Genomic DNA, 17,414 nt, shown 5'->3' on the forward strand with positions numbered 1-17,414 from the left:
ATGCGCCGCACCCTGCTCTCCTGCGCCCTGCTGCTTGCCGCCGGGCACGCCGTGGCCGCCACGGCCTGGGTCTCCAACGAGAAAGACAACAGCCTGAGCCTGATCGACATGCAGACCCTGCAAGTCACCGACACGATCAAGGTGGGTCAGCGCCCGCGCGGCCTGCTGCTGTCCCACGACAACAAGCTGTTGTACATCTGCGCCAGCGACTCGGACCGCGTGCAAGTGATGGACGTGACCACCCGCAAGATCATCAAGGAACTGCCCTCCGGCAAAGACCCCGAGCAATTTGCCCTGCACCCCAATAACCGCTGGCTGTACGTCTCCAACGAAGACGATGCGCTGGTCACGGTGATCGACACGGAAACCTCCAAGGTGCTCGCCCAGGTCAACGTCGGCGTGGAGCCCGAAGGCATGGCCGTAAGCCCGGACGGCAAGTGGGCAGTGAACACCAGCGAAACCACGAACATGCTGCACTGGATCGACACCAGCACCCAGACCCTGGCCGACAGCACCCTGGTGGACCAGCGCCCGCGCTTCGTCGAGTTCAACCACGACGGCTCGCAGCTGTGGGCCTCGGCGGAAATCGGCGGCACCGTGACCATCCTCGATGTGGCCAGCCGCGCGATCCTCAAGACCCTGACCTTCAAGATCAAGGGCGTGCACCCGGACAAGGTGCAGCCGGTGGGTATCAAGCTGAGTGCCGATGGCAAGTACGGTTTTGTCGCCCTCGGCCCGGCCAACCATGTGGCGGTGATCGATGCCAAGACCTACGAGATCCTCGACTACCTGCTGGTGGGCCGCCGTGTGTGGCAGTTGGCATTCACCCCGGATGAGAAACAGTTGCTGGCCACCAATGGCGTGAGCGGCGACGTGTCGGTGATCGACGTGGACAGCCGCAAGGTGCTCAAGTCGGTCAAGGTCGGGCGTTACCCGTGGGGCGTGGTGGTTACACCATGAACGCGCTGGACGCCCGCGCCATCAGCTTTGCCTATGGCGCGCGGCAGGCCCTGCGTGACGTGAGTTTCAGCCTGGCGCCCGGGCGGTTTGCCGCGTTGCTGGGGCCCAATGGTGCGGGCAAGTCGACGCTGATTGCGTTGCTCACGCGGCTGTATGACTTGCAGGGCGGTGACATCCAGGTTGGCGGCCACTCCTTGCGCGAGGCGCCCCGTGCAGCACTGCGCCAACTCGGCGTGGTGTTCCAGCAAAGTACATTGGACCTGGACCTCAGCGTCGAACAGAACCTGCGTTACCACGCCGCGCTGCATGGCCTGTCACGCCGTGAAACCGGGCTGCGGGTCGAGGCCGAGCTGGCACGCCAGGCGCTGGGCGAGCGACGCCGGGAAAAGGTCCGCGAACTCAACGGCGGCCACCGCCGCCGCGTGGAAATCGCCCGTGCCCTGCTGCATCAACCGCGCCTGCTGTTGCTCGATGAAGCCAGCGTCGGCCTCGACCCGGCCAGCCGCCTGGCGCTGAACCAACACGTGCGCACGCTGTGCCGGGAACAGGGCCTCAGCGTGCTGTGGACCACCCACTTGCTCGATGAAGTGCAGGCTGACGACGCCTTGATGATTTTGCATCAGGGCCGTTTGGTAGCCAGCGGGCAACTCGACACACTGCTGCACGAACAAGGCGACGACCTCGGCGGCTTGTTCGCAAGGCTGACCCGCGCCGAGGTGTCGGCATGAACGCCTACTGGCAATGTTTCAGCGGCATCGTCCTGCGTGAATGGCTGCGCTTTGTATTGCAGCGCACGCGGTTCCTCAGTGCCCTGGTGCGGCCGCTGTTGTGGCTGCTGGTATTCGCCGCAGGTTTCAGGGCGGCGCTGGGCATTTCGGTGATCGAGCCCTACGACACCTACATCCCCTACGAGGTCTACATCATCCCGGGGCTGGCCTGCATGATCCTGCTGTTCAACGGCATGCAGGGCTCGCTGGCGATGGTCTACGACCGCGAGATGGGCAGCATGCGCGTGCTGCTCACCAGCCCGCTGCCGCGCACGTTCCTGCTGTGCAGCAAGTTGTTGGCCACCTCGTTGATTTCGCTGTTGCAGGTGTACGGGTTCCTGGCGATTGCCTGGGTGTATGGCGTGCAACCGCCGGCCATGGGATTGCTGATGGCGTTGCCGGCGTTGTTGCTGGTGGCGTTGATGCTCAGCGCGCTGGGCTTGCTGCTGTCGAATGCGATCCGCCAACTGGAGAACTTTGCCGGGGTGATGAATTTCGTGATCTTCCCGCTGTTCTTCCTCTCATCGGCGCTCTACCCGCTGTGGAAGATGCGCGATTCGAGTGAATGGCTGTACTGGCTGTGCGCGGTCAACCCCTTCACCCACGCGGTGGAGCTGGTGCGCTTTGCCCTTTACGAACGCTTCACCGGCCTGGCCCTGCTGGTGTGCCTGGGGCTGACCGGGGTGTTCACGCTGTTGGCGGTGCTGACCTTCAATCCACAACACGCGGCCCTGCGCAAAAAGGGCTGATCTACTACTTTGGTACTGGTTTTCCTGTCTATCGTCGCATTCCCAAGGCAGTGGGACTGGCGTGTAATGGCGGCATAACGATAAGGATTGACCCGCCATGCTGCCCGCTCGACTGCCCCTGTTGGCGTTGCTCTGCTTGCTCGTGACCAACGCCCAGGCCGACACCCCACTGTTTTCCGCCGATGGCTACCGTACCAGCCTGTACCGCAGCCCCACGCCCGACCAGGCGCCCGGTGCGACCATCGTCGACACCCCGGCCCTGCAAACCCTGCTCAACCAGACGCCCGCGCCGGTGCTGATCGATGTGTACCGGCGCCAATGGCTGCAAGGCCGCTTTATCGAAGACCAGCCCCACGCCAACCTGCCCGGCAGCCACTGGCTGGCGAATACCGGCGACGGCGACCTCACGCCGGAATGGCAAGGCTACTTCGTGCGCCACCTGTATAAATTCACCGGCGGCAACCTCGCACGCCCGTTGGTCTTCTACTGCCGCTCCGATTGCTGGTTGAGTTGGAACGCGGTAAAACGAGCCGCCAATCTGGGCTATACCTCGGTGTATTGGTACCGTGATGGCTTGGATGCATGGGAAGCGGCAAAACTGCCAGTGATGGCTGCGACACCCGAGCCTTTTCAATAAAAAACCACAACAAGAAGGTGAACGGCCATGTACAAAATCCTGATCGCCGACGATCACCCGCTGTTTCGCGAAGCGATCCACAACGTGATCAGCGACGGTTTCCCCGGCAGCGATGTAATGGAAACCGCCGACCTCGACAGCGCCCTCGCCCTGACCCAGGACCACGACGACCTCGACCTGATCCTGCTGGATTTGAACATGCCCGGTATGCACGGCCTCAATGGCCTGATCAACCTGCGCAACGAATCGCCGACCATCCCGGTGGTGATCGTCTCGGCCGAGCAGGACAAGCAGATCGTGCTGCAAGCCATCACCTACGGCGCCGTGGGGTTTATCACCAAGTCGTCGCCGCGCCTGCAAATGACCGAGGCGATCCAACAAATCCTCAACGGCAACGTGTACCTGCCGCCCGACATCATCCGCACCCAGAAAAACCCCAACCAACGGCGCATGAACGACGCGCCAGGCTTCGCCCCGGAACTGTTGCAGGCCCTGACGCGCAAGCAGTTGCTGGTGCTGGAGCGGATGACCAAGGGCGAGTCGAACAAGCAGATTGCGTACACCCTGGAGATTGCCGAGACCACGGTGAAGGCCCATGTGTCGGCGATATTGCGCAAGTTGAATGTGCATAACCGGGTGCAGGCGATCCTGAGTGCCGGCGACATCGACTTCGGCTCGTACTTGCGCCGCTGATCCCAGAGGCATAGGGAGATCCACTGTGGGAGCGGGCTTGCTCGCGAATGCGGTGGGTCAGTCACTAGATTCATTGACTGACCCACCGCATTCGCGAGCAAGCCCGCTCCCACATTTTGATCTGCGTTTTGTCAGGGGCGGCCGAGTAAGTGACTCATCGCTGTTTTCAACTTCATCGGCCTTACGGGCTTATGCATCAGGGTATGCCCCAATTCGCGAATCTGCTGCTTCAGCTCATTGCTGTAGTTGGCCGTAATCATCAACGCCGGGATCGCACTGCCGCGCCGGGCGTTGATGCGGGCCACGGCGTCGACGCCGTTCTGGTCGTCGTCCAGGTGGTAGTCGGCAATCAGCAAGTCAGCCTCGGCATGGTAGTTGTCCACCTGCCGCGCCAGGTCCTGCTCCGACAATGCGGTAATCACCCGGCAACCCCAGCCTTCCAGCAACGTGCGCATCCCCGCGCAGATCGCCGCGTCGTTATCCAGCACCCACACCCGTGCGCCCTGCAAACGCTCTAGCAGCGCCTCGCTCATGCACGGCAGCGGCAGGGACTTCGGCGCGGTAGCGCTCACGGGCACTTCCACGGAAAACATCGAGCCTCTGCCCGGCCAGGATTTGACGCTGATGCGATGGCCGAGAATCCCGGCGATTTTCTCGACAATGGCCAGGCCCAGGCCCAGCCCGCGATCCTGGTCCGGGCGTTGCACATCGCCGCGCTTGAACTCCTGGAAAATCTCCTCCAGCCGCTCCTCGGCAATGCCCATGCCGCTGTCCCACACCTGGATCAGCAAGCGCTGCTGCTGGCGTCGGCAGCCCAGCACCACGCGGCCTTTGTAGGTATAGCGCAGGGCGTTGCTGAGCAGGTTGCGCAGAATCCGCGCCAACAGCTGGATGTCACTGCGCACCAGCGCCGAGCAGGCGACGAAGTGCAACTCCAGGCCTTCGGCGCGGGCCAGTTCGGTGTATTCGGCGGCGAGGTTTTCCAGCAGTTCGCTAAGGGCAAACGGCGCGATATCGGCCTTGATCACGCCAGCGTCCAGCTTGGAAATATCCACCAGGGTGCCCAGCAGGTTTTCCACGTCGTCGAGGGAGTTGCTGACGTTGCGCACCAGGGTTTCGTTGGGCCGCTCCAACAGGGCGCTGGTGAACAAACGCGCGGCGTTCAGCGGTTGCAGCAGGTCGTGGCTGACGGCGGCGAGAAATTTGGTTTTCGACAGGTTGGCTTTTTCCGCCTCCTGCTTGGCTTCGCGCAGGCGGGTTTCCATGCGTCGGCGTTCGTCGATTTCCTGCAACAGTTGATCGTTGAGCGAGGTCAGTTCCGAGGTGCGCTGGGCCACGCGTTGCTCCAGGTGCTGGTAGGCCTGGTGCAGGGCTTCGGCGGTGCGGCGGCGTTCGGTGATGTCGCGGATCAACACAAAGATGCCCACCACTTCGCCGCTGGCGAGCATGTTTGGCACATAGGAACGCAGCATGTAGCGCTCCTGGTTGTTGATGTTGGTTTCAGCAAATTCGAAGGTCACGCTCTCCCCGGCCAGCGCGCGGGCGACGTAGGCGTCGAGGCGCTGGCAGTGCTGCTCGCTGTGCACTTCGCGCAGGCTCTGGCCGAGCATCATGCCGCGCGGCCAGCAGTACCATTCTTCGTAGACCTTGTTAGTGAACTCGTAGACCAGCTCGGCATTCAGGTAGCCGATCAGCGCCGGCACGTTGTCGGTGATGAGGCGAATCCAGCGTTCGCTTTCCTGGGCTTTTTGCGCGGCCGCCTGTTCGCCGCGCAGGGTTTCGGCGCGCAGGCGCGCGTTGATCAGCAGGTGGTTGCTGGCCTTGAGTTCGGCCATCGCCTGATTCAGCGCGTCGGTGCGTTCGCGCACTTGTTCGGCCAGCACCACCGAATGCTGGAAGGTGGTGTACGGGTTGTTGCCCTGGGTCATGCCGGACTCGATGCGCTCGATCAGCGCCGCGTTGATCCGTGCCAGCTTGTGGTTGGCCTGTTGCAACTGGGCAACCTGGGCACGCAGTTCAGCGTCGGCCACGGGCAATGGCGACCCCGGTGAAGGTCTGGTTGATGTGCATGCCATTGAATTGTTCTCCGTAGGTGTTGAAACCCAGCACCCGTTGGCCTTGCAGGTAGTTGCCGATCTGTTCCAGGTTGCCGTTGTCTTCCAGCTCCATGCGCCGCAGGAAGCAGTCGCAGCCGATGGTCAGCAACAGGTCGCCGAGGCGCGCTTGCAGGCCATCGAACAAGTCTTGCAGGTTGGGCAGGATCGGGCCCGGTTGCATCAGGGTCAGCACAATGCCGTTCTCCACCGCACAGTAGAAACTCAGGCTGAGATCGTCATGCACCTGCTGGATCGCGCGCACGTAATACTGGTCGTGGATGCGCACCGCCAGCGGGTGGGCGGCGAAGGTGCGATGGTCAAGGTCGGCCACCGCCACGCCGATGTGCCGCGCGTACTCTTCGGCGGCGGGTTCGGCATTGAGCTCAAAGACCCGGCGTGACGGGCTGTCGGCACCGGTCACCACCAGTTTTTCCGTGCGCGGCAGGATGTGGTGGGTGGTGAACACCTCGAAATCCAGCCAGGTATTGACCAGTACCACCACCGCCGCACCGCTGTGGAACACACCGTTGAAGTACACGTGGGTGTGGGTGAGGAAATTGTCGTCCCCGGCCGAGCCGCCGAAGTGCGGGATATCGCCAAGGGCGGCGCTGAGGGCGGCGAGCACCATCTCTTCACGGCTGGACAAGCCGTCGAGCAGGGTCAGTGCAAAGGTGTTGCCCTTGATCGGCGCCAGGGTGTTGCTGCGACAGCCGCCGACCAGGCGTTCGACCATGTCCTGGGCGCCGATCAGGCTGAAGTGCTCGACCTCGTCGATCAATTCGGTGGCGATGGAAAAGTGCGCGTGGTTGAAACCCATCGCGGTGATGCAATTGCGCCCGTAGCCTTGGGGCGTGATCTCGCCGGCGCTGGTGCAGCCGACCACGCGCACATTGCCGAAGCACTGCTGCAAGGCCTGGCCGAGGGCCTGCAAGTCGTAGCCAGCGGAACAGAAAAACAGCACGAAGCCCAGGTACGGATGCAGCAGTTGGCGGGCCAACTCTTCAGCGGCCTGCCCTGGATCGGTGGCCTGGGACATGGCGCTGACTACGCCTTCACTGTTGTGCATCGTTGGTTCCCCCTCTAAGGCGTCAGTGTACGAAGGCCGGGGGGTGGGCCCTATGCTACTTGGGTACTGGGTGGGGGGATGCGTTGGGAGGAGGCTCTCAAGACTGATGGAGACCAAATTGTGGGAGCTGGCTTGTGTGGGAGCGGGCTTGCTCGCGAAAGCGGTGGATCAGCCAATGAATCTGTTGACTGACACTCCGTATTCGCGAGCAAGCCCGCTCCCACACAAGCTCTCCCACAGTTTGACTGCGTTACCAAGTCAAGACGGCGCCCACGGCAAAGGTGTCGGTGTCTTCATTCTGGGCACTGGTGTCATGCCCCTTGATCTGGAACTGGTTGTACTCCGCCACCAGCTTCAGGTTGGCGTTCACGTCATGGAACAGCGCAATCCCACGGGTTTCATAATCCGCGCCGCTGCCGACCACGCCGTTACCGTCATCCTTGGTCTTGCCGTAGGACAACGCCAGGCGGTTCTTGCCGAGTTTGTACGAGCCTTGTACCAGGTAGCCGTTGCTGTCGACATTGCGCAGGGTGGCTTCGCCGGCGTTGTTGGTGAAAAACGGGTTGATGCCCTTGGCCTGGAAACCCGAGCCGGTCAGCGACAGGCCGCCCATCTTCGCCTGTACGCCGTAGCCCAGGCCTTTGGAGGTCACGCTGGCGACGTTGGAGTCGGTGTTGTCCGAGGTCTGGTAGCTGCCGTTGAGCCAGCTGTAGATCTTCGCCCCGCCCACGTCGAACTGGTAGGTGATCTCGCTCTCGGTGCGCGGGTTCTTCTGGTAGGCCTTGCCCAGGGGGCTGCTGTCGTTGGTGTCCACCGGGTCCATGATACCGACGGCCACGCGCAGGCCGTCCATCACCGGGGTGCGGTAGGTGATCTGCGAGGTGGGGAACGGGTACGGGTAGCCGCTGCCGATATTGCCGAACGACACACCGCCGCCATCCACCAGGCCGAGGCTGTCGCTGACCTGGCCATACCCGGCGAGCAGCTCATCAAGCAGGATGTTGGAACGGGCGAACAGGCCGAAGTCCTTGCCGATCAGCACTTCGCCCCATTCTTTATTGGCCACGGTGCCGTAGAACTGGCGCACGTCGATGGCGGTATCGGTGCCGTTGGTTTCGCTGTCGTTGATGGTCACCCAGAACGAGGCGCGGGCGCCGAGCTTGAGGTCGTCGACCTGCTTGGTCATGTTGAAGCCCAGGTAGTTGGGCAAGAAGCCCATCTTCACGCGGGATTGGCGGCGGTCGTATTGCTCGCCGGCGCGGTCCACGTCGCTGTTGACGTAGAAGGCGTTGATGTAGCCGTCGGTGGAAAAGGTGGTTTCGTCCTTGTCGTACAGCATGATTTCGGCGTCGGCGAACGGGCTCAGGCCGAGGCCGACGATAAAGGCAGGCAACAGACGCAGGGGGACATTTTTATTCTTATGCATGGCGCGCTCCGCAACGGGGACTTGATGTCGGAGGCGATTATCAAAAGGCACAGGGCCCCGGCATACGCTGCCTTGGCCGTGGTTTCAGACTGCTTTGGGCGGGCTGCGGGTGCCCGCCAAGTTCGGTGTAAGCCAGGCCCGGCACTTAGTGCGTAAGACCGGCCTTAGCCAACATGCCGACAGCCACCAGTACACACAGGCTGGCAAAACCGACCTGCAAGTACCGTGCGGGGATCACTGAACTCAGGCGCCGACCGGCGAGCATGCCGACGATGCTCGCGCCGACAAACACCCAGCCCACCGGTTCGATGGTGACCCCGGCATGGAACGCACCGGCCACGCCGATCAACGACAGCAAACTGACCACCATCAGCGAGGTGGCGACGATGCCGCGCATCTGTACGTCGGTGAGTTGCTTGAACGCCGGCACGATCAGGAAGCCGCCGCCCACGCCGAGCAAGCCGGACACGGCACCGGTGACCGCGCCGAGGGCGGCCAGGGTGGCGCTGCATTTGGCGGTCCAGGTCAGGCGCCCGGTCTGCTGGTCGAGCATGCAGTTCTTCTGGCCCCAGGACGCGGTGCCATGGTCACTCGGCCCGGCCTGGAGTTTTTCACGCTGCAACATGCGCCAGGCCACCAGTACCATCAGCGCGCTGAACAGGCCCATCAGCACGGCCTCCGGTAATTGGTGGGCGAAAAACACCCCCACCGGCGAACATAACGCGCCCAACAAGGCGATCAACAACGCGGCGCGGTAACGCACCAGGCCATGGCGCAAGCCGTCGAGCGCGCCCACCGCGGCCGCCGCACCAACGGCCAGCAGCGACACCGGCGCGGCCTGGGTCATGCTCAGGCCCAACCCCAACACCAGCGCCGGCACCCCAAGGATGCCACCGCCCGCGCCGGTCAGGCCCATCACCAACCCCATCAACAACCCAAGAACACTTGCCAACAACATTCAATCCACCTTAGGCCGGATGCTGCCGCGTGGCGTCACATCCCGCATTGCGATCCTTTGCCTCGGACCGTTTTTTTCACTTAAGCTCGCAAGCCTATGTGGAAATCACGTCTATACCAAGGACCACCGTCATGTCAGCGTTGATCAAAGCCTTTCTGGACGAGGCGTCGTCGACCTACACCTATGTCCTGCATGAAGCCGATGACGGCCCCTGCGCCATTATCGATTCGGTGCTCAACTACGACCCGGCCTCCGGGCGCACCGACACCCGCCAGGCCGACCAGGTGATCGCCTACGTGCGCGAACACCGCCTGCAGGTGCAATGGTTGCTGGAAACCCATGCCCACGCCGACCACTTGTCCGCCGCACCGTATTTGCGCCGCACCCTGGGCGGCAAGATCGCGATTGGCCAGTCCATTAGCACCGTGCAGGACGTGTTCAAGAACCTGTTCAACCTCGAGCCGGAGTTTCGTGTGGATGGCTCGCAGTTCGACCATCTGTTTGCGCCGGATGAGGTGTTCTACATCGGCAACATCAAGGCCCAGGCCCTGCATGTGCCGGGGCATACACCGGCAGACATGGCCTATCTGGTGGATGACCGGTTGATCCTGGTGGGTGACACCCTGTTTATGCCGGACGTGGGCACGGCGCGTTGTGATTTCCCGGGTGGGGATGCGCGGCAGCTGTATGCGTCGATGCGCAAGTTGCTGAGTTTTCCGCCGGAGACTGAGTTGTATGTGTGCCATGACTACCCGCCCGAAGGGCGTGAGGCGAAATGCCTGACGACCGTGGCTGAACAGCGGGCGGGGAATATTCATGTGCATGACGGGATTGACGAAGCGGCGTTTGTCGCGATGCGCACCACCCGGGATGCCGGGTTGGGCATGCCGACCCTGTTGCTGCCGGCGATCCAGGTGAATGTGCGGGCGGGGAATATGCCGCCAGCGGAAGAAAACGGCGTGATCTACTTAAAGATCCCCCTCAACCAACTTTGAAAATGAATAATTAAATGTGGGAGCGGGCTTGCTCGCGAATGCGGTGGGTCAGTCAATCAATTTAGTGACTGATACACCGCATTCGCGAGCAAGCCCGCTCCCACAGTTTTGTCCTGCGGTGGTCAGTTACCTAGGTTTATGCCATTGGCCGGCAGCGGCAACGCGGTTTTATAGCGCACCTGCTTCAAGGCAAAACTCGACCGAATATTCGCCACCCCCGGCACCTTGGTCAAAAAGTCCATCATGAAGCGCTCCAGCGACTGGATCGTCGGCACCAGCACCCGGATCAGGTAGTCCGGGTCGCCGGCCATCAGGTAGCACTCCATCACTTCCGGGCGGTCGGAAATAGCGCTTTCGAACTGCTGCAATGCCAGCTCATTCTGCTTTTCCAGGCTGACGTGAATGAATACGTTGACGTGCAGCCCCAGCAAATCCGCGTCCAGCAGGGTGACCTGCTCGCGAATCAAACCCAACTCTTCCATCGCCTTCACCCGGTTGAAACACGGCGTGGGCGACAGGTTCACCGAACGCGCCAGGTCGGCGTTGGTAATGCGGGCGTTCTCCTGCAAGGCGTTGAGAATGCCGATATCGGTACGGTCCAGTTTGCGCATGAGACAAAATCACCTGTTTATTATGTTTATGCAGTTTTTTTATCCGCAAATGGTCGTGAGTGCAACGAAACACAGATAAATATTCTTCTACGCCCCGCCTATGATTGTTGTAGGACAAGATTTCCCCTACCCGGGGAATGACTGTCAGCTAGCGCGCCCACTACAAGAAATTCACAAGATAGAGCGTAGAAAGCCATGACCCAGCAGTATGAACCACTGCGTCTGCACGTCCCTGAACCCTCGGGACGCCCAGGCTGCAAGACCGACTTTACCTACCTGCGCCTGACCGACGCCGGCCTGGTGCGCAAACCCGCCATCGACGTAGAACCCGCCGACACCGCCGACCTGGCCAAGGGCCTGATCCGCGTGCTCGACGACCAAGGCCAGGCCCTCGGCCCATGGGCTGAAGGCGTCCCGGTAGAGATCCTGCGCAAAGGCATGCGCGCGATGCTCAAGACGCGCATCTTCGACAACCGCATGGTGGTCGCCCAGCGTCAGAAAAAAATGTCGTTCTACATGCAAAGCCTTGGTGAAGAAGCCATCGGCAGCGCCCAGGCCCTGGCCTTGAACATCGACGACATGTGCTTCCCCACCTACCGCCAGCAAAGCATCCTGATGGCCCGCGAAGTGCCGCTGGTGGACCTGATCTGCCAGTTGCTGTCCAACGAGCGTGATCCGCTCAAGGGCCGCCAGTTGCCGATCATGTATTCAGTCAAGGACGCGGGTTTCTTCACCATTTCCGGCAACCTCGCCACCCAATTCGTACAGGGTGTGGGCTGGGGCATGGCCTCGGCGATCAAGGGTGATACCAAGATCGCGTCCGCCTGGATCGGCGACGGCGCCACCGCCGAATCCGACTTCCACACCGCCCTCACCTTCGCCCACGTGTACCGCGCGCCGGTGATCCTCAACGTGGTCAACAACCAGTGGGCAATCTCCACCTTCCAGGCCATCGCTGGCGGTGAAGCCACCACCTTCGCCGGACGCGGCGTGGGTTGCGGCATCGCCTCCCTGCGTGTGGACGGCAACGACTTTATCGCGGTGTACGCGGCCTCCGCCTGGGCCGCCGAACGGGCGCGCCGCAACCTGGGGCCAACGCTGATCGAGTGGGTCACCTACCGCGCCGGCCCGCACTCCACCTCCGATGATCCGTCGAAATACCGCCCCGCCGATGACTGGAGCCACTTCCCCCTCGGCGACCCGATCACCCGTCTCAAGCAGCACCTGATCAAGATTGGCCAATGGTCCGAAGAGGAACACGCGGCAGTCAGTGCCGAGCTTGAAGCCGAAGTCATCGCGGCGCAAAAAGAAGCCGAACAGTACGGCACCCTTGCCGGCGGCCAGATTCCAAGCGCCGCGACCATGTTCGAAGACGTCTACAAAGAGATGCCGGAGCACTTGAAGCGCCAGCGTCAAGAGTTGGGGATCTGACATGAACGATCACAACAACAGCATTGAAGTGGAAACCGCCATGACCACCACCACCATGACCATGATCCAGGCCCTGCGCTCGGCCATGGATGTGATGCTCGAACGTGACGACAACGTGGTGCTGTTCGGCCAGGACGTCGGTTACTTCGGTGGCGTATTCCGTTGCACCGAAGGCTTGCAGACCAAATACGGCAGCTCGCGGGTGTTTGACGCGCCAATTTCCGAAAGCGGGATTATCGGCGTGGCCGTGGGCATGGGGGCCTATGGCCTGCGCCCGGTGGCCGAGATCCAGTTCGCCGACTACGTCTACCCCGCCACCGACCAGATCATCTCCGAAGCCGCGCGCCTGCGTTATCGCTCGGCCGGGCAGTTCACCGCGCCACTGACCATGCGCATGCCCTGCGGCGGCGGCATCTACGGCGGCCAGACCCACAGCCAGAGCATCGAAGCGGTGTTCACCCAGGTCTGCGGCCTGCGCACGGTGATGCCGTCCAACCCTTACGACGCTAAAGGTTTGCTGATCGCCTCCATCGAGAACGATGACCCGGTGATCTTCCTAGAGCCCAAGCGCCTGTACAACGGCCCGTTCGACGGCCACCACGACCGCCCGGTAACCCCGTGGTCGAAACACCCGCAAGCGCAAGTGCCGGACGGTTACTACACCGTGCCCCTGGACGTGGCCGCCATCGTGCGCCCGGGTTCGGCCGTCACCGTGCTGACCTACGGCACCACCGTGTATGTGTCGCAAGTCGCCGCCGAAGAAACCGGCATCGACGCCGAAGTCATCGACCTGCGCAGCCTGTGGCCGCTGGACCTGGAAACCATCGTCAAGTCGGTGAAAAAGACCGGCCGTTGCGTGGTGGTGCACGAAGCCACCCGTACCTGCGGCTTTGGCGCCGAACTGGTATCGCTGGTGCAAGAGCATTGCTTCCACCACCTGGAAGCGCCGATCGAACGCGTCACCGGCTGGGACACCCCCTACCCGCACGCGCAAGAGTGGGCGTATTTCCCAGGGCCGTCCCGTGTGGGCGCGGCGTTGAAACGGGTCATGGAGGTCTGAATGGGCACGCACGTTATCAAGATGCCGGACATTGGCGAAGGCATCGCAGAAGTTGAACTGTCGGTCTGGCATGTCAAGGTCGGCGACCTGGTGGTTGAAGACCAGGTGCTGGCGGATGTGATGACCGACAAGGCGATGGTGGACATTCCCTCGCCGGTGCACGGCAAGGTGATTTCCCTCGGCGGCGCGCCGGGTGAAGTCATGGCAGTGGGCAGTATTCTGATCAGCATTGAAGTGGAAGGTGCCGGCAACGCGAAGGACGCGCCGGCAGTCAAGGAGGCGCCGAAGGCAGCACCGGTGGTTGAGGCCAAGCCTGCGCCAGTGGCGGTGGAAAGCAAACCTGCGCCCGTTATCGCAGCCCAGGCGCCCGTTGCCCGCGATGCCGACGAACGTCCGCTGGCTTCCCCTGCCGTGCGCAAGCATGCGTTGGACGCGGGTATTCAGTTGCGCTTGGTGCAAGGCACCGGCCCGGCCGGCCGCATCCTGCACGAAGACCTCGACGCCTACCTGCAACAGGGCACGGCGAAGGCATCGACTGCCGTCAACCCCTACGCCGAACGCAACAGCGAAGAACAGATCCCGGTGATCGGCATGCGCCGCAAGATCGCCCAGCGCATGCAGGACGCTACCCGCCGCGCCGCGCATTTCAGCTACGTGGAAGAAATCGACGTGACCGCCCTCGACGAGCTGCGCGTGCACCTCAACGAGAAACACGGCGCCACACGCGGCAAGCTGACCCTGCTGCCGTTTATCGTGCGTGCCATGGTGGTAGCGCTTAAGGACTTCCCACAGATCAACGCCCGTTACGACGACGAAGCCCAGGTCATCACCCGCCTCGGCGCGGTGCATGTGGGCGTCGCCACCCAAAGTGACATCGGCCTGATGGTGCCGGTGGTGCGCCACGCCGAAGCTCGCAGCCTGTGGGGCAATGCCGAGGAAATCACGCGTTTGGCCACGGCCGCGCGCAATGGCAAGGCCAGCCGCGACGAGCTGTCGGGCTCGACCATTACCCTGACCAGCCTGGGCGCCTTGGGCGGCATCGTCAGCACACCGGTGCTGAACCTGCCGGAAGTGGCCATCGTCGGCGTCAACCGCATCGTCGAACGGCCGATGGTGATCAAAGGCCAGATCGTGGTGCGCAAGATGATGAACCTCTCCAGCTCGTTCGATCACCGCGTGGTCGATGGCATGGACGCGGCGCAATTCATCCAGGCCATTCGCGGCCTGCTCGAACAACCCGCCAGCCTGTTTCTGGAGTAAGGCATGTCGCAGACTTTGAATACCACGCTGCTGATCATCGGCGGCGGCCCTGGCGGTTATGTGGCGGCGATCCGTGCCGGCCAACTGGGCATCCCGACCATTCTGGTGGAAGGCCAGGCGCTGGGCGGCACTTGCCTGAATATCGGCTGCATCCCGTCCAAGGCCTTGATCCATGTGGCCGAACAGTTCCAGCAAACCATCCGCCACAGCCAGGGTTCACAACTGGGCATCGAAGTGGATGTGCCGACCCTGGACATCCGCAAAAGCGTGGAATGGAAAGACGGCATTGTTGACCGCCTGACCACTGGCGTCGCCGCGCTGCTGAAAAAACACAAGGTGCAGGTGATCCACGGCTGGGCCAACGTCGTGGACGGCAAGACCGTCGATGTCGGCGACCAGCGCATCCAGTGCGAACACCTGCTGCTGGCCACCGGTTCGAAAAGCGTCAACCTGCCGATGCTGCCAATTGGCGGGCCGATCATCTCGTCCACCGAAGCCCTGGCGCCGACCCGTGTGCCGAAACGGCTGATCGTGGTGGGTGGTGGTTATATCGGCCTGGAACTGGGGATTGCCTACCGCAAGCTCGGCGCCGAGGTCAGTGTGGTCGAGGCGCAGGACCGTATCCTGCCCGCCTACGACGCCGAGCTGACGCAACCGGTGAACGAATCCCTCAAGCAGTTGGGCGTGAAGCTGTACCTCAAGCACAGCGTCACCGGCTTTGCCGATGGCAAGTTGCAAGTACGCGATCCAAATGGCGACACCTTGTCATTGGCCACCGACCAAGTGCTGGTAGCCGTGGGGCGCAAGCCCAACACCCAGGGCTGGAACCTTGAAGCCCTGAACCTGGACATGAACGGCGCGGCGATCAAGATCGACAACCGCTGCCAGACCAGCATGCGCAATGTGTGGGCCATCGGCGATCTGAGCGGCGAGCCGATGCTGGCACACCGGGCCATGGCCCAGGGCGAGATGGTTGCCGAACTGATCAGCGGTCAACACCGCGAATTCAACCCGGCGGCGATCCCGGCCGTATGCTTTACCGACCCGGAACTGGTGGTCGTCGGCAAGACCCCGGATGAAGCCAAGGCTGCTGGGCTGGACTGCATCGTGTCGAGTTTCCCGTTTGCGGCGAATGGCCGGGCGATGACCCTGGAGTCGAAAACCGGCTTCGTGCGGGTGGTGGCGCGGCGCGACAATCACCTGATCGTCGGCTGGCAAGCGGTGGGCGTGGGGGTTTCCGAACTGTCCACTGCCTTTGGTGTGAGCCTGGAAATGGGCGCGCGCCTGGAGGATGTGGCGGGGACGATCCATGCCCATCCGACCCTGGGCGAGGCCGTGCAGGAAGCGGCATTGAGAGCCTTGGGGCACGCGTTGCACCTGTAAGACCGCAACCCCCTGTGGGAGCGGGCTTGCTCGCGAATGCGGTGAATCAGTCAATAAATCTGACGACTGACACACCGCATTCGCGAGCAAGCCCGCTCCCACACAAAGCAAGAATGAAGTATTGTTGCGCCCATTCAGAAAAAAACCGACTTGACCAAAGATAGAGGGTGTCATGGGTAACGAAAGCATCAATTGGGACAAGCTGGGTTTTGACTACATCAAGACCGACAAACGGTTTCTCCAGGTCTGGAAAAACGGCGAGTGGCAAGAAGGCACCCTGACCGACGACAACGTGCTGCACATCAGCGAGGGCTCCACCGCCCTGCACTATGGCCAGCAGTGCTTCGAAGGCCTCAAGGCCTACCGTTGCAAGGACGGTTCGATCAACCTGTTCCGCCCGGACCAGAACGCCGCCCGCATGCAACGCAGCTGCGCGCGCCTGCTGATGCCCCATGTACCGACCGACGTGTTCATCGACGCCTGCAAGCAAGTGGTCAAGGCCAACGAGCGGTTCATCCCGCCGTACGGCAGCGGCGGCGCGCTGTACCTGCGCCCGTTCGTGATCGGCACCGGTGACAACATCGGCGTGCGCACCGCACCGGAGTTCATCTTCTCGGTGTTCGCGATCCCGGTTGGCGCCTACTTCAAGGGCGGCCTGGTGCCGCACAACTTCCAGATTTCCACCTTCGACCGCGCCGCGCCACAAGGCACCGGTGCCGCCAAGGTCGGTGGCAACTACGCCGCCAGCCTGATGCCAGGTTCCGAAGCGAAGAAAGCCGGTTTTGCCGATGCGATCTACCTGGACCCGATGACCCACTCGAAAATCGAAGAGGTCGGTTCGGCCAACTTCTTCGGTATCACCCACGACAACCAGTTCATCACACCGAAGTCGCCTTCGGTACTGCCAGGCATCACCCGCCTGTCGCTGATCGAACTGGCCAAGTCCCGCCTGGGCCTGGACGTGGTTGAAGGCGAAGTATTCATCGACAAGCTGGACCAGTTCAAGGAAGCCGGCGCCTGCGGTACCGCAGCGGTGATCTCGCCGATCGGCGGCATCCAGTACAACGGCAAGCTGCATGTGTTCCACAGCGAGACCGAAGTGGGTCCGATCACCCAGAAACTCTACAAAGAGCTGACCGGCGTGCAGACCGGTGATGTTGAAGCGCCAGAGGGTTGGATCGTCAAGGTCTGACCGCAACACCACATAACTCAATGTGGAGTGGGCTTGTGTGGGAGCGGGCTTGCTCGCGAAAGCGGTGATTCAGTCACTGATGGATCGACTGACACTCCGTATTCTGGTTGACCTTACCCTGACCAAGCCG

At 62.2% G+C, this 17,414-nt stretch carries 15 protein-coding genes and 1 pseudogene; 11 read left to right on the forward strand and 5 right to left on the reverse strand.

Annotated features, from left to right (window positions below):
• The 5 genes from DBR46_RS27120 to DBR46_RS27140 all read left to right on the forward strand — a co-directional run bounded on the left by DBR46_RS27120 (window position 1) and on the right by DBR46_RS27140 (window position 3,806).
• Window positions 1-960: a YVTN family beta-propeller repeat protein gene (locus DBR46_RS27120; RefSeq protein WP_124529050.1), complete on the forward strand. Its 960-nt coding sequence runs from the start codon at window positions 1-3 to the stop codon at window positions 958-960.
• Window positions 957-1,688, forward strand: a complete 732-nt coding sequence (locus tag DBR46_RS27125) for an ABC transporter ATP-binding protein (protein ID WP_124529052.1) — start codon at window positions 957-959, stop codon at window positions 1,686-1,688. The genes DBR46_RS27120 and DBR46_RS27125 overlap by 4 nt, the downstream gene beginning before the upstream one ends.
• Entirely contained in the window at window positions 1,685-2,476 is a 792-nt protein-coding gene (locus DBR46_RS27130) for an ABC transporter permease (RefSeq protein WP_124529054.1), read from the forward strand. The genes DBR46_RS27125 and DBR46_RS27130 overlap by 4 nt, the downstream gene beginning before the upstream one ends.
• Window positions 2,477-2,573: 97 nt before the next feature.
• Complete coding sequence (locus tag DBR46_RS27135; protein ID WP_124529056.1) at window positions 2,574-3,113, forward strand: PQQ-dependent catabolism-associated CXXCW motif protein; 540 nt, start codon at window positions 2,574-2,576, stop codon at window positions 3,111-3,113.
• 27 nt (window positions 3,114-3,140) lie between these two features.
• Window positions 3,141-3,806, forward strand: coding sequence for a response regulator transcription factor (locus DBR46_RS27140; protein ID WP_124529058.1), 666 nt, complete (start codon window positions 3,141-3,143; stop codon window positions 3,804-3,806).
• 131 nt (window positions 3,807-3,937) lie between these two features.
• Here DBR46_RS27140 and DBR46_RS27150 read toward each other — a convergent pair.
• From DBR46_RS27150 to DBR46_RS27165, 4 genes and pseudogenes are all read right to left on the reverse strand, one after another.
• Window positions 3,938-5,566: pseudogene (locus tag DBR46_RS27150) on the reverse strand (NahK/ErcS family hybrid sensor histidine kinase/response regulator); the annotation flags it as partial.
• A gap of 256 nt (window positions 5,567-5,822) precedes the next feature.
• Window positions 5,823-6,968, reverse strand: a complete 1,146-nt coding sequence (gene nosP, locus DBR46_RS27155; protein WP_124529062.1) for a nitric oxide-sensing protein NosP — start codon at window positions 6,966-6,968, stop codon at window positions 5,823-5,825.
• Between the two features lie 250 nt (window positions 6,969-7,218).
• Entirely contained in the window at window positions 7,219-8,394 is a 1,176-nt protein-coding gene (locus DBR46_RS27160; protein WP_124529063.1) for a porin, read from the reverse strand.
• Between the two features lie 145 nt (window positions 8,395-8,539).
• The gene (locus tag DBR46_RS27165; protein ID WP_124529065.1) at window positions 8,540-9,352 is read right to left on the reverse strand and encodes a sulfite exporter TauE/SafE family protein; all 813 of its coding nucleotides are present in this window, start codon (window positions 9,350-9,352) and stop codon (window positions 8,540-8,542) included.
• A gap of 131 nt (window positions 9,353-9,483) precedes the next feature.
• On the opposite strand from DBR46_RS27165, the gene DBR46_RS27170 reads away from it, so the two are divergent.
• A complete protein-coding gene (locus DBR46_RS27170) occupies window positions 9,484-10,347 on the forward strand; it encodes an MBL fold metallo-hydrolase (protein ID WP_124529066.1) in 864 nt (287 codons plus the stop codon).
• Between the two features lie 122 nt (window positions 10,348-10,469).
• On the opposite strand, the gene bkdR is transcribed toward DBR46_RS27170, so the two are convergent.
• Entirely contained in the window at window positions 10,470-10,958 is a 489-nt protein-coding gene (bkdR, locus tag DBR46_RS27180; protein ID WP_124529068.1) for a Bkd operon transcriptional regulator BkdR, read from the reverse strand.
• A 195-nt stretch (window positions 10,959-11,153) separates the two neighbouring features.
• On the opposite strand from bkdR, the gene DBR46_RS27185 reads away from it, so the two are divergent.
• The 5 genes from DBR46_RS27185 to DBR46_RS27205 all read left to right on the forward strand — a co-directional run bounded on the left by DBR46_RS27185 (window position 11,154) and on the right by DBR46_RS27205 (window position 17,284).
• Window positions 11,154-12,389 (forward strand): 3-methyl-2-oxobutanoate dehydrogenase (2-methylpropanoyl-transferring) subunit alpha, encoded by a 1,236-nt coding sequence (locus DBR46_RS27185; RefSeq protein WP_124529070.1) that lies wholly within the window; start codon window positions 11,154-11,156, stop codon window positions 12,387-12,389.
• 1 nt (window position 12,390) lies between these two features.
• On the forward strand, window positions 12,391-13,449 hold the full coding sequence (locus DBR46_RS27190) for an alpha-ketoacid dehydrogenase subunit beta (protein WP_124529072.1): 1,059 nt from the start codon (window positions 12,391-12,393) through the stop codon (window positions 13,447-13,449).
• Window positions 13,450-14,709: a dihydrolipoamide acetyltransferase family protein gene (locus tag DBR46_RS27195; RefSeq protein ID WP_124529074.1), complete on the forward strand. Its 1,260-nt coding sequence runs from the start codon at window positions 13,450-13,452 to the stop codon at window positions 14,707-14,709. It abuts the gene before it with no gap.
• 3 nt (window positions 14,710-14,712) lie between these two features.
• Complete coding sequence (gene lpdA, locus DBR46_RS27200; protein ID WP_124529075.1) at window positions 14,713-16,092, forward strand: dihydrolipoyl dehydrogenase; 1,380 nt, start codon at window positions 14,713-14,715, stop codon at window positions 16,090-16,092.
• 172 nt (window positions 16,093-16,264) lie between these two features.
• Entirely contained in the window at window positions 16,265-17,284 is a 1,020-nt protein-coding gene (locus tag DBR46_RS27205; RefSeq protein ID WP_124529077.1) for a branched-chain amino acid aminotransferase, read from the forward strand.
• Window positions 17,285-17,414 lie beyond the last annotated feature (130 nt).

The sequence above is a fragment of the Pseudomonas sp. KBW05 genome (genome assembly GCF_003852405.1).
Taxonomy (GTDB): Bacteria; Pseudomonadota; Gammaproteobacteria; order Pseudomonadales; family Pseudomonadaceae; genus Aquipseudomonas.